At 65.1% G+C, this 20,107-nt stretch carries 7 protein-coding genes; 3 read left to right on the forward strand and 4 right to left on the reverse strand.

Going from position 1 to position 20,107, the window contains the following annotated elements:
- Nucleotides 1-120 precede the first annotated feature (120 nt).
- The gene (locus tag ACLEJR_RS02195) at nucleotides 121-1,452 is read right to left on the reverse strand and encodes an ATP-binding protein (RefSeq protein ID WP_440811898.1); all 1,332 of its coding nucleotides are present in this window, start codon (nucleotides 1,450-1,452) and stop codon (nucleotides 121-123) included.
- Entirely contained in the window at nucleotides 1,449-2,129 is a 681-nt protein-coding gene (locus ACLEJR_RS02200) for a response regulator (RefSeq protein ID WP_440797201.1), read from the reverse strand. Before ACLEJR_RS02200 ends, ACLEJR_RS02195 begins: the two co-directional genes overlap by 4 nt.
- Nucleotides 2,130-2,317: 188 nt before the next feature.
- On the opposite strand from ACLEJR_RS02200, the gene dsbD reads away from it, so the two are divergent.
- Genes dsbD through dsbG form a run of 3 tightly spaced genes read left to right on the forward strand, consistent with a single transcriptional unit; the run spans nucleotide 2,318 to nucleotide 5,657 of the window.
- Entirely contained in the window at nucleotides 2,318-4,045 is a 1,728-nt protein-coding gene (gene dsbD / locus ACLEJR_RS02205; RefSeq protein WP_440811900.1) for a protein-disulfide reductase DsbD, read from the forward strand.
- The gene (locus tag ACLEJR_RS02210) at nucleotides 4,045-4,914 is read left to right on the forward strand and encodes a prolipoprotein diacylglyceryl transferase family protein (protein ID WP_440797197.1); all 870 of its coding nucleotides are present in this window, start codon (nucleotides 4,045-4,047) and stop codon (nucleotides 4,912-4,914) included. Before dsbD ends, ACLEJR_RS02210 begins: the two co-directional genes overlap by 1 nt.
- Nucleotides 4,890-5,657 carry a thiol:disulfide interchange protein DsbG gene (gene dsbG, locus ACLEJR_RS02215; RefSeq protein ID WP_440797195.1) on the forward strand — a complete coding sequence of 256 codons (768 nt, stop codon included), beginning with the start codon at nucleotides 4,890-4,892 and terminating at the stop codon, nucleotides 5,655-5,657. Before ACLEJR_RS02210 ends, dsbG begins: the two co-directional genes overlap by 25 nt.
- A gap of 342 nt (nucleotides 5,658-5,999) precedes the next feature.
- Here the strand turns inward: dsbG and ACLEJR_RS02220 are convergent, their stop codons facing one another.
- Complete coding sequence (locus ACLEJR_RS02220; protein ID WP_440811902.1) at nucleotides 6,000-6,806, reverse strand: alpha/beta fold hydrolase; 807 nt, start codon at nucleotides 6,804-6,806, stop codon at nucleotides 6,000-6,002.
- Nucleotides 6,807-7,003: 197 nt separating this feature from the next.
- Nucleotides 7,004-19,987, reverse strand: a complete 12,984-nt coding sequence (locus ACLEJR_RS02225; protein ID WP_440811904.1) for a non-ribosomal peptide synthetase — start codon at nucleotides 19,985-19,987, stop codon at nucleotides 7,004-7,006.
- Nucleotides 19,988-20,107 lie beyond the last annotated feature (120 nt).

The raw sequence follows: 20,107 nt of genomic DNA on the forward strand, positions 1-20,107 counted from the left end.
CCCAAACCAGCGACCCCGATGGGTCAGACCTACCGTGCTCCCTGGCAGGGGGCCGCTGCGCAGCCCAGCGGGAGCAAGCTCCCTCGCCACCTTTGATCGCTGCCAATCGGGACTCCGGTATTAGCCGGGCAGCGACTGCACCGGCACCGTCAACTCCACTCGCAAACCATCCGGGCGGCTGTCGAAATGCAGCCCGCAACCGCAACGCTGGACGATGGCCTGGACAATGGCCAACCCCAGTCCGCAACCGGTGCTCTGGCCGCTGCGCCAGAAGCGCTGGGTCAGGTGCTGGAGATCGTCGGCGGCGATGCCCGGCCCATGGTCGCGAACCTGGAAACGCACACGCTGGCCGATCATTTCCAGGCTCAACTGCACCTCGGTATCGCCGGGGGTGTGGCGCAGGGCGTTATCCAGCAGGTTACGCACCGCGGCGATGGCGAGCACCGCCGGCATCTGCACCGGTGCGTCGGACAATCCTGGCGACACATGCAAGCTGATCCGCCGCGAATCGCCGCTGGCCGCGTCCTGGACCGCCAACCGCGCGACCTGCTCGGCGTTGCACTGCACGCCATCGTCGAACGACAGGCTGCCTTCGACTCGCGCCAACAACAGCAACTGCTCAAGGGTACGGTGCAGACGGTCGGCGCCCTCCTCGGCCCGGGCCAGGGACTGGTCGCGGGCGGCGCCCTCGGTCATGCGCGCCACCTGCAGGTGCGTCTTGATCGCCGTCAACGGGCTGCGCAGTTCGTGGGCGGCATCACCGGTCAGGCGCCGTTCGCGTTCGATGGTCTTGCCTATGCGTTGGAACAACTGATTCTGGGTTTCCAGCAACGGCCGCAATTCACTGGGCAGCGGATGAATCTGCAAAGGTTCGAGAGAGTCGGCATTGCGCCGCATCAATGCATCGCGCATCCGATTGAGCGGCGCCAGGCCCTGACCGATGCCCAGCCACAACAGACAAAGGCAGCCCAGCAGTGCCACGCCCACCGGCACCGAAGCCGCCAGCAGCACTGAGAGGTTCAAGGCTTCGCGCTCGATCTGCCGGTCGGCAGTGGTAATGCGCAAATCGCCCCGGACCAGGGTGAAACTGCGCCAGGGCGCGCCATCGATCATCTGGTCACGAAAGCCGATTTTCTCGGCTTCCAGCGGTTGCTCCGGGGTGCCATGGCTGCGGGCGAGGATTTCGCCACGCAAGGAACTGACCTGGCAGGCCATGCCGCCGGGAATACTCAGCTGTTCAGCGCTGAAGTGCGTGCCATCGCCCTTGCTCGGCAGTGGCGGCATTTGCTCAAGCAGCCCGGCGACCATCCGCGCCGAAGCCACCAGACGCTGGTCGAGGGAAAACATCATCTGGTTGCGCAGGTCGCTGAGCATCCACGCCGCGGCCAGGGCCCAGATCAGGGCGAAGGCCGCGCCGAGCGTCAGGCTCAGGCGCAGTCGCAGGCTCATCACTTGGACGATTCCCCACCGTCGGCCGGCCCCAGGCGATAACCCAGGCCACGCACGGTCTCGACAATGCCATTGCCCAGCTTGCGCCGCAGATGATGGATGTGCACGTTCAGGGCGTTGCTTTCCAGTTCATCGTTGAACCCGTAGACGCTGTCTTTGAGCTGTTCGGTAGACAGTACCCGACCGCGGCTGTGTAACAAGGCCTGTAACAGCGACTGTTCGCGTCGGGACAGGTCCACCGGCTGGCCGTCCAGGGTGGTTTCGCGGCTGCTGGGGTCGTAGGTCAGGCGACCGTGCTCGATCAGATTGACGCTGCGCCCGGCCACACGCCGCAGCAAGGTGTGCAGGCGTGCCGCCAGTTCCCGCAGGTCGAAGGGCTTGAGCAGATAGTCGTCGGCGCCGGCCTGCAAGCCGTCGACCCGGTCGGTCACTGAATCCCTGGCGGTGAGGATCAATACGGGGATCTCCAGGCCTTGCTGGCGCAGTTGCCGGAGCAGCTTGAGGCCGTCTTCGTCGGGCAGGCCCAGGTCCAGGACCATGACGTCGAACTCGGCCACGCCGACCATGGCCCGCGCCGCCGAGGCCGTGGCGACGTGCTCGACGGTCAGGCCCTGGGCCGTCAGCCCGGCGACGATCCCGCTGGCAATCAACTCATCGTCTTCGCAGACCAGTACACGCATGGTAAGCCCCGTGGAAAAAGGTACATTAGGCCGCCGGCCGATTAAGCCGACATTATGCGACGAGTACGGCCAATAGGGGCGATCATTGCTGCCTTGGCGGTTGCCGCCGGGGTCAACCGGCGGTTAATCGACGGTTAATCGCCAGCCGCCATCGTGCGTTCCACTTGCTTCGTTCTAAGGCTTTATCCATGCGTCGATTGTTTTTGCTGTGGCTGCTGTTGCTGTCGGGCCTGGCCCAGGCTGCGAATCCCTTCGAGACCAAACCCGAATTCCTGCCGGTGGAAAAGGCTTTCGTGTTCACCTCCGAACGCCTGAACTCCGGCGAAACCCAGTTGTTCTGGCAGATTGCCGATGGTTACTACCTGTATCAGCAGCGACTCAAGTTCGACGGCCTCGCCGATGGGCAGAAACCGATGTTGCCGGAGGGTGAGGCCCACAGCGACGAGTTTTTCGGCGACCAGCAAGTCTATCGCCAGGCCCTGGAGTTGAAGATTCCCGCCGGTGCGACCGGCAAGATCAAGGTCGGCTTCCAGGGCTGTGCCGACGCTGGCCTGTGTTATCCGCCCCAGACCCAAGTGGTCGACCTCGGTGGAAATGCGCCAGTCGTTGCCGACGGCGAAGCGCCGGACCAGGCCCTGGCCAGCGGTCTGCAACAACGGGCCCTGGGTTGGAGCCTGCTGGTGTTCTTCGGCCTCGGCCTGCTGCTGGCGTTCACCCCCTGCTCCCTGCCCATGCTGCCGATCCTGGCCGGGTTGGTGGTGGGCAGCGGCGCCGGGCCCCGGCGGGGCCTGGCGCTGGCCGGCAGCTACGTGATCAGCATGGCCTTGGTGTATGCCGCCCTGGGCGTACTTGCCGCGCTGCTGGGGGCCAACTTGCAGGCGCTGCTGCAACAACCCTGGCTGCTGGGCGCGTTCGCAGCAGTGTTCGTGGTGTTGGCCCTGCCCATGTTCGGTTTCTTCGAATTGCAATTGCCGGCCGCCCTTCGCGACCGCCTGGAGAACGCCGGTCGCCAGCGGCGCGGCGGCAGTCTGTTGGGCGCGGGGATTCTCGGCGCGCTGTCCGGGCTGTTGGTAGGCCCGTGCATGACCGCGCCGCTGGCCGGCGCGCTGTTGTACATCGCCCAGAGCGGCAACGCGCTGCATGGCGGGCTGATCCTGTTTGCCATGGGCGTCGGCATCGGCCTGCCGCTGTTGCTGCTGGTCACCGTGGGCAACCGTTTCCTGCCCAAGCCCGGCGCCTGGATGGACCTGGTCAAGGGCGTGTTCGGCTTTTTGTTCCTGGGCACCGCACTGTTGATGATTCGCCCGGTGATCGACGGCTCGCTGTGGGTCGGGCTGTGGGGCGTGCTGTTGCTGATTGCTGCCTACAGCGCCTGGCGCCAGACCGAAGGATTCGGGCGCATGGCCTATGCCTGCGGCAGTGCGTCACTGCTGTTCGGCCTGTGGGGCAGCGTGCTGGTAGTGGGCGCCGCCGGTGGCAGTGACGATCTGTTCCAACCGCTGAAGGTCTACACCGGCGGCCCGGGCAACGCGACCGTCAGCGTGCACGACGCCTTCGTCACGATCAGCGAGCCCGCCGCGCTGCAACGGGAACTGGACGCGGCCAAGGCCCAGGGCCAGTGGGTGCTGGTGGATTACTACGCCGACTGGTGCGTGTCCTGCAAAATCATGGAGAAACAGGTATTCGGTCGCGCCGACGTGCTGGACGCCCTCAAAGGCGTGCGCCTGCTGCGCCTGGACGTGACCGCCGACAACCCCGCCAGCCGTGAATTGCTCAGCCGCTACCAGGTGCCCGGGCCGCCCAGCCTGTTATGGATCGGTGCCGACGGCCAGGAGCGTCGCAATCAGCGGATCACCGGCGAGATCAACGCCGGGGATTTTCTTGAACGCTGGAATCGCACCCGGGACGCGCGCTGATGCTGACCCTGACCCTGGGCACTTTTGCCATCGCGCTTAACCATTTGCTGCTGATCAGCGCCCTGGCGCTGGCGACCCTGGTTGGCTGGCGGGTGGCCAGGCGCGGTGGCGAAAATCCCGAGTCGGTGCTGTTCGTGCTGTTCCTGTTGGGGCTCCTGGCCGCGCGAGTCGGGTTTGTCGCGGCCTACTGGCGGCATTACCAGGACGACCTGTGGCAGATCGTCGATCTGCGCGATGGCGGCTTCCTCGCCTGGCCGGGCATCGTTGTGCTGGTGCTTGCGGCGTTGCTGTGGGCCCGACGCCGGCCAGCCCTGCGCCGGCCAATGGGTTTCGGGGTCGGCAGCGGCTTGCTGTTCTGGCTGCTGGCGACGCTGTCGTTGACGATCTACGAGCAAGGCACGCGGCTACCGGAGATCAACCTGCGCAACGCCGACGGCGCGACGGTGAAACTCACCGATTATCAAGGCGGGCCCCTGGTGATCAATCTCTGGGCCACCTGGTGCCCACCCTGCCGGCGGGAAATGCCGGTGCTGGAAGCCGCGCAACAGCAACGGCCGGACCTGACGTTCCTGTTCGTCAACCAGGCCGAAAGCATGCAAAGCGTCAGTACCTTCCTGGCCACCCAAGGCTTGAGCCTGACCAACGTGCTGTTCGACGGCAGCGGTCGCCTCGGCCAGGCGGTCGGTTCCATGGCCTTGCCGACCACCCTGTTCTATAGCGCCGATGGCCGCCTGCTGGGCAGCCACCTGGGCGAACTGTCAGAGGCGAGCCTGGCCCGCGCCCTGGAAAACTTCGACACGCCGGGTTCGACCACGGCACCCCACTCCACCATAAGGAAATCCCCATGCCCCGCCTCCGCCACCTGCTGACCCTGGCCGTTATCGCCGCACTGGCGCAGGCTCCGCTGCTCCAGGCCGAAGAGCTGCCCGCGGCCATCAAGAAGATCGAAGCCAAGGGCGCGAAAATCATTGGCAGTTTCGAGGCACCGGGCGGCTTGCGCGGTTATGCGGCGCAGTACCAGAACCGTGGCATGACCCTGTACCTGACGGCGGACGGGCAACACGTCCTGCTGGGCAATCTGTACGACGCCGACGGCAAGGACTTGAGCGCCGAGCCACTGCAAAAACTGGTGTATGCCCCGATGGCGAAGGAAATCTGGGCGAAGATGGAGCGCAGCAACTGGATCGCCGATGGCAACAAGGACGCACCACGCACGGTGTACCTGTTCAGTGATCCGAACTGCCCCTACTGCAATATGTTCTGGGAACAGGCACGGCCCTGGGTCAAGGCCGGCAAGGTCCAGCTGCGGCACATCATGGTGGGCATCATCCGCGAAGACAGCCCGGGCAAATCTGCCGCGTTGCTTGCGGCAAAAGAGCCGGAGAAAGCCCTGGAAACCCATGAAAAGGCCGGCAAGGGCAGCGCCTTGAAACCGCTCAAGGACATCCCGCCGGCGATCCAGGCGAAACTCGATGCCAACCAACAGTTGATGGACGAACTGGAACTGTCCGCCACCCCGGCGATTTTCTACCTGGATGACAAAGGTGAACTGCAGCAACAGCAAGGCGCGCCGTCGCCGGACAAACTGGTGAAGATTCTCGGGCCGAAGTAACACTGAGCTTGCTCGCGAATACGGCGGCACATCCAAAATCTATCCAGACTGATCCACCGCTTTCGCGAGCAAGCCCGCTCCCACAGGTAATGCTGTTCACTAAAGATTTATCACCTGTCGTGGCGAGGGAGCTTGCTCCCGCTGGAGCGCGCAGCGGTCCCAAGCTTTTGGGGCTGCTACGCAGCCCAGCGGGAGCAAGCTCCCTCGCCACGGGGCGGTGACGTCCTTAAGTGACCGGTATTGCGCTCCCACAGGGGATTTGCGGCCCCCCCCGAAACCTGAGCCACAGGTGTAAATGTGGGAGCGAGCCTGCTCCGGGCGGCGATCCGACGATGCGGTGGGTCAGCTACGCAAAACCTTCAGCAATGCCTCGGTCACGAACTCCGGATTCTCCAGGTTGGAAATATGCCCCGCGTCCGGGACCAGCACATGCAAACAGCCAATCATTTCGGCCATTTCCAGCGCCTCGGACGGCGGTCGGGGTTTGTCCTGGTCGCCGCACATCACCAGGGTACGCTGGGCGTTGAGCTCATGCAGGCGCATCCGCATGTCGTCGCGGCCGAAAATGATCCGCCCCAGCGGCACGACGCTGTTGATCAGGCGATCCGCCGGCAGCGCGGCCAGGGTGGCGCGGAACTGCTGGTACAGCGCCGACTGTGGATCGATGCCTGGCCGGAAGAAGATCGGCACGATAATGTCCAGCAGTGGCTCAGGGATGCTGCCATTGGCTTCGATTTTTTCGAACAGCGAAAAGTAGTACTGACGGGTCTGCTCCGGCTCGACACCCACGTAAGTGTCCATCAGCACCAGCGACTGGATCCGCGTAGGCGCCGCCAGCGCCAGCCGCGTGCCCCACATCCCGCCGACCGAAAGCCCTACCAGGTGAAAGCGGTCGATGCTCAGATAATCCAGCAGCTCCATCATCTGGCGGGCCAGGTCGTTCAGCGAACTCATGCCCTCAGGCATCGGCCCGGACTGGCCGTGGCCCCATAGGTCCGGAGCGATCACCCGATACTCCCTGGACAGCACCTCGATCTGCGGCGCCCACATGGTGTGGTCCCACAGATAGCTTCCGCCCAGCAACACCACCGGGCCCTGGCCTTGGTCCAGGTAATTAAGGGGTTGTCCGTCAATCATCGCGATGGGCATCAGAGACCTCCTTGTTTGAGAGTAGAAAAAACCCTGGGGAGACTGAGCCGTGCCGGGCCAGACGTCAACCTTGGGCTTTTCAGTGCCTGGGCTGATGCCATCGCGAGCGGGCTCGCTCCACACAGGGCTTGCGTCACCGACCAGTCCCCTGTGGGAGCGAGCCTGCTCGCGATGAGGTCCTTATAGGCACAGTAAAACTACAACCCCTCCAACTCCGCCATCAGATCATTCAACCGATCCACCTTCTCCTCAGTGATTTCACCGGCTGCCAACCCCTCTATGTAGGCCGCCAGTTCCTGCACCGTACTGCACTCGAACATCGCCCGCAGCGGCACGTTGCGTTGCAACACCTTTTGCACCCGTGAGGCGATCTGCGTCGCCAGCAGCGAATGGCCGCCCAGTTCAAAGAAGTTGTCCCGCACGCCCACCCGTTCGACACTCAGCACCTGGGCCCAGATGTCGGCCAGGGTCTGCTCCAGGGCATTGCCGGGGGCCTGGTAGTCCTGGTTTTGCAACTGGCCGATCTCCAGGGCCGGCAGAGCCTTGCGGTCGAGCTTGCCGTTGGCGTTGAGCGGCAAGCGCTCGAGCCACAGCCAATGCAGCGGCACCATGTACTCCGGCAACTCGGCACGCAGGCGTTGCTTGATGCGCTCCAGGCGTTCGGCCGGGCTCAGCGCCGAGTCGGCGGCAACCAGGTAGCCCACCAGATACTTGCCATTGGCGCCCTCCTGTACGCCGACCGCGCCATCGCGCACCTCCGGCTGTTCATGCAACCGCGCTTCGATTTCGCCCAGCTCGATGCGATAGCCGCGAATCTTCACCTGATGGTCGATGCGCCCGACGTATTCCAGCACACCGTCGCGGCGCCGCCGCGCCAGGTCGCCGGTGCGATACAGCCGCTCGCCCGCAGCGCCAAAAGGATTGGGCACGAACACCGGTGCAGTACGCAGCGGATCGCCGACATAACCGCGCCCCACCCCGGTGCCTGCCACGCACAGCTCACCAACGGCGCCCAGCGGCACCAGGTCCAGTGCGTCGTCGAGCAGGTACAAGCGGTTGTTGTCGGTCGGTGTGCCGATCGGCAGATAAGTGCCATGGGTCGAGGCCATGTCGACGCGGAAGAACGCCACGTCATCGGAACATTCGGCCGGGCCGTAGGCGTTCACCAGACCGATATCCGGATAACGCAGCAACCATTGACGCGCCAGTTCCGGCGGCATCGCTTCACCGGTGGGCAGCATCCAGCGCAGGCCATCGAGGCCGATGCGCGCCTGGGCCAGCATGCCCTGGATCAGCGACGGCACGCTTTCCAGCACCGTGATGCCCTGGCGCTGGACGTGTTCGAGCAGCCCTTGCGGGTCGTGCGCGATGGCGTTGGGCACGATGTCCACCCGGGCACCGAACAACGGCGCGGCGAGGAACTGCCACACGGAAATATCAAAACTCTGGGACGCGGTCTGGGCAATCACATCGGCCTCGCTCAGCGCCAGGTACGGCACTTTGCTCAACTGGTTGTTGAGCATGCCACGCTGCTGCACCATCACACCCTTGGGCAGACCCGTGGAGCCGGAGGTATAGATCACGTAGGCCAGATGGTCCGGCCCGCTGTAGATGCCGGGGTTTTGCGACGAAACGTCACTGGCCTGGACGTCTTCCCATACCAACAATCTCGGCCGCCCGGCACAGGCGAATTCATCGAGCAGGGCCAACGCCTGGGCGTGACAGGCCCGGGTGCAGACCAGCAACGGCGTGCGGCTCAACTCGATGATACGGCTCAGGCGCTGAGCTGGCAGGCCCGGGTCCAGCGGCAGGTAGCCGGCACCGGCCTTGAAACTGCCGATGATCATGCCCGGCAACTGCGCATCCCGTTCGGCCAGCAACGCCACCGGTTGATCCAGGCCTACCCCCAGCTCGACCAGGGCGTGGCCGAGGCGGTTGCTGCATTCGTTCAATTGCGCGTAGCTGTAGCTGACGTCCAGGCAGGTGACGGCGGTGCGCTGCGGATAGGCCGTGACATTGGCCTCGAACAGCTCGACGTAGCTGCGATCGAGGGCATAGGCCTGCTCGCTCTGGTTGCAGCCGTCGACGAGGAAGTCCCGCTCCTCGGCACCAATCAACGGCAGCTCGGCCATGTCGCCGTGCAGACCGTCCATCAACGCCAGTAGCAGACGCTTGAACTGCGCCAACAGTCCCTGGACCGTTGGTTCATCGAAGTAACGCTGGTCATAGGAAAGGTGCAGCCCCAGGTCATCCCCCGGATAGCAGACCGCTGTCAACGGGAAGTTGGTGTGGGTGCGCCCTGAGTCAGAGGTCGCGTTGAGACGTTGGGCACGGTCCAGTACCGAAACCTCCACCGGGGCGTTCTCGAACACGAACAGGCTGTCGAACAGCGGCTGGCCCTTGGGTAGCTCGCTGGCCTCCTGGATGTTCACCAGCGGCAGGTACTCGTACTCACGCAACTGCATGTTGCTGTCCAGCAAGCCGCTAAGCCACTGCCGCACGCTGCAAGGCTGATGAGCCTCGGGCATCTGCACCCGCAACGCGACGCTGTTGATGAACAGGCCCACGGTCCGTTGCATCTGCGGAAGTTCCACCGGTCGCCCGGCCACGGTGACGCCGAACAATACGTCCCGATCACCGCTGACCCGGCGCAGCACCAGGGCCCACGCGGCCTGGGCGAAAGTGTTGACCGTCAGTTGATGGGCCTGGGCCAGTTCCCGCAGACGCACACCGTCCCGGGCGTCGAGGCGGGTGTAGCAATCACCGACGATCATGCCACCGCTGTCACCGGCATGTTCGCGCAGGAACGGACGGTCGCTGGGGATCGGCGTGGTCCGCTCGAAACCTTGCAGGTTGCGCTTCCACCATTGCCGGGCCTCGGTCAGGCTCTGGTGTTGCAGCCAGCCGATGTAGTCGCGATAGCGCGGCGGCACGGCCAGTTGCGGCTCACGCTGCTCACCCAGGGCGCTGTAGATCTCGAAGAAGTCATCCATCAGCAGCGAACGGCACCAGGCATCGATGAGAATGTGGTGGTTGCTCATCATGAACCAGTAGCGCGCCGCGCCGACCCGGATCAGTCGCAGGTGGAACGGCGCCTGGTTCAACAGATCGAAGCCGGCTTCGCGCTCGCCCTTGAGCAAGGCTTGCAGGCGGGTTTCCTGCTGGTCTTCGGGCACTTGGCGCCAATCGAGATAATCCAGCGCGGTGCTACCCGGTTTATGGATGATTTGCAGCATGTCTTCGCCAACGTTCCAGCAGAACGAGGCGCGCAGGGCCTCGTGGCGAGCGATGACGGCCTGCCACGCCTGGGCGAAACGCTGCGGGTCCAGTTCGCTGTTGATGCGGTAGCGGTCCTGCATGTAGTACAGGCCGGTGCCCGGTTCCAGCAGGGTGTGCAACAACATGCCCTCCTGCATCGGCGTCAATGGGTAGACGTCTTCGATCTGCCCGGCCGGCACCGGCAGGCTGTCGAGCTGGCCCTGGGTCAGATTCGCCAGGGGGAAGTCCGACGGTGTGAGACCGCCCGCCTCGTCCGTCAGGCAATGGGCGATCAACCGTTGCAATTCTTCGAGGTAAGTGTCGGCGAGGGTCTCGATGGTGTTCCTGGCATGGCGTTCGCGGCTGAAGGTCCAGCGCAGCACCAACTCGCCACCGCTGACCTGACTGTCGACGCTCAGCTCGTTGGGCAGCGGCGCATCGGGGTCATGGATCGCGCCCAGCGGCTCGTTCAATGGCTGGAACAACGCCTCCCGGCCCAGGGTCTGGTCGAGCTGGCCCAGGTAGTTGAACGTGATCGCAGCCTGCGGCAACCCGGCCATGGCGGCGCGCGTCGGCGCGTCACTGAGATAACGCAGCACGCCATAACCCAGGCCTTTGTGCGGCACGGCGCGCAGTTGTTCCTTGATGGCTTTGATCGAGGCGCCAACGTCTTCATCCGCCGGACTCAGACGCACCGGATACGCGCTGGTGAACCAGCCCACGGTGCGGGTCAGGTCGATGTCGTCGAACAGCGCTTCGCGACCATGGCCTTCGAGCTGGACCAGTGCCGAGGCATGCCCGCTCCAGCGGCACACCACGCGGGCCAGTGCAGTCAGCAGCAGGTCGTCGACCTGGGTGCGATAGGCGCTCGGCGCCTGTTGCAGCAGTTGCCGGGTACGCTCGGCGTCCAGGCGCACGCTGACGGTTTCAGCGTGCCGCTCTGCCATGGCGCCGTCAGGTCGCGCACAAGGCAACGCGACCTGCGGGCCGCTCAACTGAGCCTGCCACCAACCCAGTTCCTCGCGCAGGGACTCGCTTGCGGCATAGGCTTGCAAGCGTGCCGCCCAGTCCCGCGACGGGCTGGTCTTGGCCGGTAGTTCGGGCGCTTGGCCGGCGCCGATCTGCCGGTAAACGGTTTGCAAGTCGTCCATCAGCACCCGCCACGACACACCGTCTACCACCAGGTGATGAATGACGATCAGCAACCGTTGCCGGCCATCGGGCAACTGCGCCAGCACGGCTCGCAGCAGCGGCCCGTCGGGCAGATCCAGGCTGCGCTGGGCCTCGGCGAAGCTGCTTTCGCAAGCCTCAGCGGCGTCTGCGCTCAGCTGCTGCAACAGGGTGGCGTCGGTCAACGGCCGGTACTCGGCGCGCCAGTGCCCGGCGACTTCGGCAAAGCCCAGGCGCAAGGCGTCGTGATGCTGGAAGACCGCACGCAGGGCCTGTTCCAGCGCTTGCGGTTCCAGGACACTGGCCGGTTCCAGCAACAGCGCCTGGTTCCAGTGATGCCGATTGGCAATCGGCTGGTCGAAGAACCAATGCTGGATCGGCGTCAGCGCAGACTCACCCGTCAGCAGCCCCTGCTCGGCGCTCACTTGCGGGCTGTGGCTGGCGATGGCAGCCAACGTCTGCACGGTCTGGTGCTGGAACAGATCGCGCGGCGTGAAATGGATGCCCTGCTGCCGCGCACGGCTGACGACCTGGATCGACAGAATCGAATCGCCGCCCAGCTCGAAAAAATTGTCATTGAGGCCGATCTGGCCGACGTTCAGCACTTCGCACCAGATGCTCGCCAGGGTCTGCTCAAGGGCATTGCTGGGCGCCACGTAGTGTTGGCGACTGAGTTCAGGGTCCGGCAACGGCAGCGCCCGGCGGTCGAGTTTGCCGTTGGCGGTCAGTGGCATGCTCGCCAACAGGATCAGGTGGGCCGGCACCATGTAATCCGGTAGCTGTGCCTTGAGGTGCTGTTTCAAGGCTTCGCGCAACATCGCTTGCTGCTCGGTGTCCTGACCAACCTCGGCCACCAGATAGCCGACCAACTGCTTGCCGGTCGGCGTGTCGAGGGCCACCACCACAGCCTCGCGCACCGTGGCGTGCTCCAGCAGGCGGGTTTCGATTTCCCCCAGTTCGATGCGGAAACCACGGATCTTCACTTGATGGTCGATTCGTCCCAGATACTCCACCAGGCCATCGGTGCGCTGGCGCACCAGGTCGCCGGTGCGGTACAGCCGTCCGCCGTCGGCGGCAAACGGGTCGGCGACGAAGCGCTCCGCAGTCAGGCCCGGACGCTGGTGGTAACCCTGGGCCAGGCCCGCTCCGCCGACGTACAGCTCACCGGGCGCGCCCTGGGGCACCACGGCCAGCTCGGCGTCGAGAATATAGGCCCGCCGTGCGCCGATCACGCTGCCGATCGGCACACTGCCCGCGCCCTCCTCCAACTGCTCCGGTGCCAGGCTCGCCAACGGCATGACTACAGTCTCGGTGGGGCCGTAGGCATTGAAGAACAGGCTCGGCGTGAACGCGGCGCGAATCCGCTGCAAGTGTTCGCCAGTCAGCGCTTCACCGCCGGTAATGCACATGCGCACCGGCAGGGTTTGCCCCTGGGTCGCCAGCCACTGCGCCAACTGGCTGCCGTAGCTGGGGGTGAAACCGAGGATGTTGATCCGGTGCTGGCGGATCAACCCGCAGATTTGCTCGGCATCCCACTGCCCCTGGGCCCGCAGCACGACCTGGGCGCCACTGAGCAGCGGCACCAGCAGGCGCTCGGTGGCCGCGTCGAAATTGATGGAATAGAAATGCAGTTCGCAGTCGTGCGGACGCATGCCGAAACGCTGGATCACCGCCCGGCAGTGCATGGCGATTTCACCGTGGGACACCACTACGCCCTTGGGCTTGCCGGTTGAGCCGGACGTGTAGATCAGGTAGGCCTGGTGTTGCGGCAGGTTACCCGGAGCCGGGGCCTGGTCCGGGTATTGCGCCAAGGCCTCGCCATCGTCTTCCAGGCACCAGCGCCCGACGCTGTCCGGCAGCGCTCCCAAGGCCTGGAACATCGCCCGGTCGCTGAGCAACAGACCGATCCCGCTGTCCTCGATCATGTAGTGCAAGCGGTCCAGCGGGTATTCCGGATCCAGTGGCACGTACGCACCACCGGCCTTGAGGATCGCCAGCAGACCGATGACCATTTCCAACGAGCGCTCCAGGGCCAGCCCCACCCGCACCTGCGGCCCGACGCCACGCTCGCGCAGCATCCAGGCCAGGCGATTGGCGCGACGCTCCAGCTCGCCGTAGCTCAGGGTCTGCCCGGCAAAGGTCAGGGCCGGTGCATCCGGCCGGGCCTGCGCCTGCTCGCTGAACAACTCGTGCAGGCACTGATCCAGACGCTGCTCGCCGGGTTCTGCCGCGAGGCTGTCGAGCATCTGCTGCTGTTCGTCGGCCTCCAGCATCGGCAACTCGCTGAGCCGGCGAGCCGGATCGGCCAGCAACGCTTCAAGCAGGTTACGCCAGTGCGCGGCCATGCGAGCGATGCGTGGTTCGTCGAACAGATCGGTGCTGTAGGTCAGGCAGCAGCCCAGGCGTTGGTCCAGTTCGGTGACTTCCAGGTTGAGGTCGAACTTGGTGGCCCGGGCATCGTTGACCAGGTAGTCGACGGTCATGCCGGCCAGCGTGCGGCTCTGCTGGAACTCCCAGCGCTGGACGTTGCACATCACCTGGAACAACGGGTTGTAGGCTGCGCTGCGTGGCGGTTGCAGGGCTTCCACCAGATGGTCGAAGGGCAAGTCCTGATGGGATTGGCCGTCGATCACGGTGTGGCGTACCTGCTCGAACAACTCGCCCACCGACATCTGTCCGTCGAGCTGACAGCGCAGCACCTGGGTGTTGAGGAACGCACCGATCAACCCTTCGCTTTCCGGACGGATACGGTTGGCGACCGGCGCGCCGATGCGCAGGTCAGTCTGGCCGCTGTAGCGATAGAGCAGCACGGCCAGGGCGGCGGTCATGGTCATGAACAGGGTCAGGCCCCGTTGCGCATTGAAAGCCCGCACTCGGGCCGCCAGATCATCACTGAGGTCAAAGCGGAACAGTTCGCCGCGATGGCTTTGTACCGGCGGACGCGGACGGTCGGCCGGCAATTCCAGCAGTGGATGCTCGCGGCCCAGTTGCGCGGTCCAGTAATCGAGTTGGCGCTGGCGCTCACCGGATTCCAGCCACTGGCGCTGCCAGACGCTGTAGTCCAGATACTGCACCGGCAGGGGCTCCAGGGGCGATTCGCGATCATCGATAAAGGCTTCGTACAGCGCGCTCAGCTCCCGGGCAAAAATATCCATCGCCCAGCCCTCGGTGACGATGTGGTGCAAGGTCAGCACCAGGTAGTGCTCGTGTTCGCCAGTCTTGACCAGACAGACGCGCAACAGCGGCCCGGTTTCCAGGTTGAACGGCCGATGGGCTTCGCTGTCGGCCAGCGCCTTTACCCGTTGTTCGCGAACCTCGGCGGCCAGCCTGGAAAAATCCTTCCAGTCCATGCGCAGCCCCGTCTCGGCGTGCACCTGTTGCCGGGCGACGCCGTCGACGCTCGGGAACGTGGTGCGCAGGGTTTCGTGGCGCAGGATCAACGCCTGCAACGCCGCCTCGAAACGCCCGACATCCAATACTCCGCGCAGGCGTGCCATGCCGCCGACGTTGTAGGCCGGGCTGTCCGGTTCCATCTGCCAGAGGAACCACATGCGCTGTTGCGAGTACGACAACGGCACCGGTTGGCTGCGGTCGACTTTCTCGATCGGCGGCTGCCGGTTGGTCTGGCCGCTGGCCTGGATCGAGCGCACGTGCTCGGCAAAGGCGCCCAGTTCACTGGTCTCGAACAGCGCCCGCAAGGGCAGCTCGACGTCGCAGGCCTGGCGGGTGCGAGAGATGATCTGCGTCGCCAGCAACGAATGGCCGCCCAGGGCAAAGAAATCGTCCCGCAGGCCGACACGCGCAAGCCCCAGCACGTCGCGCCAGATGGCGGCGAGCTGCTGCTCCAGGGCGCTGACCGGTTCGACGTGTTCGCGCACTTGCCATTGCGGTTCGGGCAAGGCCCGCCGGTCGAGTTTGCCGCTCGGCCCCAGAGGCATGGCGTCCAGGCGCAGCAACTGCGCGGGCACCATGTAGTCCGGCAGTTGGGCGGCCAACGCCGCCCTGAGCCGGCTGTTCAGCTCGTCGGCGTCTTGCGTGCAATCCGGGGCGGTGTAGTAGCCGATCAGTTGCGGGCCGGCTGCGGTGTCGCGCAACAGGACCGCCGCCTGGGCCACGTCGCCCTGCGCCAGCAGCTGCGCTTCGACCTCCTGCGGCTCGACCCGGAAGCCGCGCAGCTTGAGCTGCTGATCGAGGCGGCCGAGGTATTCGATCACCCCGTCGGCGGTCCAGACCGCCCGGTCGCCGGTCCGGTACAACCGCGCACCGGCCGGACCCAGCGGGTCGGCGACGAAACGCTCGGCGCTCAGGCCTGGCCGACCGATGTAACCCCGGGCCAGGCCCAGGCCACCGATGCACAGCTCGCCCGGCACGCCAGCCGGAACCGGATTGAAGTCGTCGTCGAGGATGTAGCACCGCACGTTGCCCAGCGGCCGACCAATAGGCGAGCGCTCGCCATCGGCCTCGGTGCAGTGCCAGTGGGTGACGTTGATCGCGGTTTCGGTGGGGCCGTAGCGGTTGTGCAGTTGCGTCCCCGGCAGTTGCGCCAGCACGCGGTTGCGCAACTCGGCGGGCAAGGCTTCGCCGCCGGAAAACACCCGGCGCAGACTGGTGCATCGAGCACTCAAGGGTTCGTCGACAAACAGCCTGAGCAGCGGCGGCACAAAGTGCAGCGTGGTCACGCCGAACAGCTCGACCAGTTGGGCGATGCGTTGCGGATCCCGGTGTTCGCCGGGGCCGGCCAGGACCAACTGGCTGCCGGTGATCAGTGGCCAGAAACATTCCCACACCGACACGTCGAAACTGATCGGGGCCTTCTGCATCAGCACGTCGGTTTCATCCAGGCCGTAGGTGGCCTGCATCCATTGCAGACGCTCGGCCAGCGCGCCATGGGTGTTGCCGACGCCTTTGGGCTGGCCGGTGGAGCCGGAAGTGTAAATCACGTAGGCCAGGTGTTCGGCATGCAAGTGCAGGCCCGGCGGGTTGCTCGGCCATTGCTCCAGGTGCAGGGCATCCAGGGCTATCACGGTTACCCCCTCGCAGGCAGGCAAACGCCCGAGCAACTCGGTTTGTGTCAGCAGCAGATCGACGCCGCTGTCACCGAGCATGAAGGCCAGGCGTTCGGCCGGGTAATCGGCATCCAGGGGCACGTAGGCGCCGCCGGCCTTGATGATCGCCAGCACGCCAATGATCAGTTGCGGCGAACGTTCGGCGGCAATCGCCACCCGCACATCCGGACCAACCCCTTTGTCACGCAGGTAATGGGCCAGTCGGTTGGCCTGGGCGTGCAGCTCGGCATACTCCAGGCGACCGCCGTCCCACAGCAGCGCGGTCCGTTGCGGCGTGCGTCGGGCCTGTTCGTTCAACAGTTCCGGCAGCCATTGGCTGGCCGGTGCACAGGGTGACTCGCACCAGTGTTGCTGCTGGACTTGCTCTTGCGCGGTCAGTAACGGCAGATCACCGATGGCTTGCTGCGGATCGGCACACACCGCCCGCAACAGGTTGCAGTAATGCTCGGCCAAGCGGGCGATGGTCGCCGCCTCGAACAATTCATCGGCGTAGTCGAACGACAGGGTCAGCCGACCGTTGCGATCCTCTTCACTGTGTAATTGCAGGTCGAACTTGGCTTCGCGGCTGTGCCACGGCAGCTCATCGGCCAGCAGCCCCGGCAGGCGCCGCAAGGCGCTCAGGTCACGCTGCTGGTGGTTGAACATCACCTGGAACAGGCCCTGCTCCCGCGCCTGGGGAAAGGCTTCGAGCAATTGTTCGAATGGCAGGTCCTGATGAGCCTGGGCTCCGAGCGTCGCTTCCCGGGCCTGGGCCAGCAGAGCGGCGAATGACTGCCGGGCTTCGACCTGCCCGCGCAACACCTGGGTGTTGATGAAAAAGCCGATCAGCCCCTGGATTTCCAGACGCGGGCGGTTGGCGTTGGGCACGCCGATGCGCAGGTCCGACTGACCGGTGTAGCGTTGCAGCAAGGCCTGGAATGCTGCTAATAACAACATGAACGGCGTCGCGTCATGGGCCTGGGCCAGTGCCCGCAACGCGTCACCGAGACCTTTGTCCAGACGCAGGCTGTGACGGCTGGCGCTGCGATGATGCTGTGCGCTGCGCGGATGATCGGTACGCAGCGCCAACGTCGGATGCTCGTCGCCCAATTGTTGCTTCCAGTAGCTCAGCTGACGCTCGGCTTCGCCCTGGGCAAGCCACTGACGTTGCCAACTGCCGTAGTCGGCATAGTGCAACGGCAACGGCGCCAGCTCGGCGCGCTGGCCTTGGCAGGCGGCGGCGTAGAGCCGGGCGAACTCTTCCACCAGCACGTTCATCGACCAGCCGTCGGCGATGATGTGGTGCATCGTCACCCACAACTGATGATCGTCGTCATCGAGGCGCAACAGGGTGACGCGCAGCAGCGGGCCGTTTTCCAGATCGAACGGTTTGCCCGCTTCTTCATCGCGTAGCTGGCGTGCCCGGGCCTGGCGCTGGTCGGTCGGCACGTCGTTGAGTTCGATCACCTGCAAGGTGAATTCGCCGGCCGGGTCGACCTGCTGCAACGCCACCCCGTCGCGCTCCAAAAAGCGTGTGCGCAGGGATTCGTGGCGCTCGATCAATTGCTGGAAACTGCCGCGCAGTGCGTCTTCATCCAATTCGCCGCGCAACTGCAAGGCGCCGGGGATGTTGTAGGCGCAGCTGTCAGGCTCGAGCTGCCAGGTGATCCACAAACGGTTCTGGGCCAGGGATTGCGGCAAGGCTGTGTGGCGTGGCAAGGCGTTGATCGGACCCTGGGCCTGGCTGCCGTCCTGTTGCTGGGCGCCCACCGCCGTCGCAAAAGCTGCCAGCGTCGGGGCTTCGAACAACAGGCGCAGGTTCAGCGTCCGTCCCAGGGTTTCGCCCAATCGCGCAATCACCTGGGTCGCGGCGATGGAATTGCCGCCCAACAGAAAGAAATGATCGTCGGCCTGGACCTGTGGGATCTGCAACACTTCACACCAGACCTGGCCGATCAACGTTTGCAGCGCTGACGACGGGCCGCTCTCACGGACTTGCTCGACCTCGACCGAGGGAAACAGTGCATAACTGTCGAGGCTGCCGTCCGCCAGTCGGGTCCGGCAGGCCGAGCGTTGCAACTTGCCGCTGGAGGTCTTGGGCAAGGCACCGGGGTTGAGCAGCACGACCACGCGCGGAGCTTGCTGGCAGGCTTCGGCGACGACTTCGCGAATGGTCTTGATCAAGGCTTGCGGCGGCAGGATCTTCTGTACGCTGCGACTGATTTCCGCGGCAATGCCGATGCCTTCCTCGCCATCGTCATCGACGGCGAACGCCGCCACCCGGCCCTTGCGCACCACCTCGACTTCGCGCTCGATGGTCTGCTCGATGTCCTGGGGATAGAGGTTGTGGCCGCGCACGATCAACAGGTCCTTCAGGCGTCCGGTGATGAACAGTTCGCCGTCACGCATAAAGCCCAGGTCGCCGGTGCGCAGCCAGGTCAGGCCGTCGCGTTGGACAAAGCTCTTCGCGCTGGCCTCGGGGTTGCGCCAGTAGCCATGGGCGATGCTCGGCCCGCAGGCCCAGACTTCGCCAACCCGGTTGTCAGCCAGCGTCTGTAACGTGTTGGGCTCGACAATCAGCACCGCGTGTCCAGGCTGACTGACACCACAACTCATCACCGCGCTGCCCTGCCCCGGCTCGATGCGATTCTGTGCCAGCGCCCCGTCGTCCACCCGCAGCGAAGGAATGCCCTGGCGCCGCGGCGTGCCGGCGACGAACAAGGTGGCCTCGGCCAGCCCATAGGACGCCATGAAGTTGTCCGGGGTGAAGCCGCACGGGGCGAATTTTTCGGTGAAGCGTTCCACGGTGTCCAGGCGGATCGGCTCGGAGCCCGAATAGGCCACGCGCCAACGACTCAGGTCGAGCCGCTGCAAGGCCGAGTCGCTGACCCGCTCGCTGCACAAGCGATAGGCGAAGTCCGGCCCGCCACTGATGGTGCCGCCGTACTCGCTGATCGCTTCCAGCCAGCGCAGGGGCCGTGCGAGGAAATACGCCGGAGACATCAATACGCAAGGAACACCGCTGAATACCGGCTGCAACAAGCCGCCGATCAGACCCATGTCGTGATACAGCGGCAACCAGCTGACAATCACGTCATCGGGATTGAGGTCGATGCCGAAACCGTGGCGGATCAAGACCTCGTTGGCGACCAGATTGCCGTGGCTGACCTGCACGCCCTTGGGCAAGGCCGTGGAACCGGAGGTGTATTGCAAGAACGCGATGGCATCGTCTCGCAGGCTCGGCGCCAACCATCGTTCGGCGAGTGTCGGGTCAAGGCTGTCGACGCACAGCACCGGTGGCGCCGATTCGATGGCTTGCAACGGCTCACGCAGATCGCTGCTGGTGAGCAGCAGGAGCGGTTCGGCGTCGGCAATGATCGACAACAGCCGCTCCTGGTGATGACGACGAGTGGATTCCGGTGGGTAGGCCGGCACCGCGATGACCCCGGCGTAGAGGCAGCCGAAGAACGCCGCGACGTAGTCCGGACCGCTGGGAAACAGCAGCACCGCACGCTCGCCCACCGCCGCTTCGGCCTGCAAGGCGGCGGCGATGGTCCGGGCGCGCAGGTCCAGATCGCGATAACTCAACACCACGCCCAGCTCCGGGGTGTCGGCAAGGAAGCGCAAAGCCACCCGGTCCGGCGTCAACGCGGCGCGGCGCTGGAGGGCATGAGCCAGGGTGCTGGGGAGTTCGAACGCGTCGGTCATGGGGATTCCTGCCTGAAATTCGGCTTGCAAGTAGTCACCCATGGGAACGGATAACAGCGCCGGATAATTAGTCTGCAAGCCCCTGGACCCGCCCGTGGGCGGTACGGTGCCGCGGCAATG

It is taken from the genome of Pseudomonas sp. SMN5, assembly GCF_052041925.1.
GTDB lineage: Bacteria > Pseudomonadota > Gammaproteobacteria > Pseudomonadales > Pseudomonadaceae > Aquipseudomonas.

Coding starts and splice junctions, on each gene's coding strand:
- dsbG (WP_440797195.1), top strand. CDS start 4,890: ATGCCCCGCCTCCGCCACCTGCTGACCCTGGCCGTTATCGCCGCACTG.
- ACLEJR_RS02200 (WP_440797201.1), bottom strand. CDS start 2,129: ATGCGTGTACTGGTCTGCGAAGACGATGAGTTGATTGCCAGCGGGATC.
- ACLEJR_RS02220 (WP_440811902.1), bottom strand. CDS start 6,806: ATGCCCATCGCGATGATTGACGGACAACCCCTTAATTACCTGGACCAA.
- dsbD (WP_440811900.1), top strand. CDS start 2,318: ATGCGTCGATTGTTTTTGCTGTGGCTGCTGTTGCTGTCGGGCCTGGCC.
- ACLEJR_RS02210 (WP_440797197.1), top strand. CDS start 4,045: ATGCTGACCCTGACCCTGGGCACTTTTGCCATCGCGCTTAACCATTTG.
- ACLEJR_RS02225 (WP_440811904.1), bottom strand. CDS start 19,987: ATGACCGACGCGTTCGAACTCCCCAGCACCCTGGCTCATGCCCTCCAG.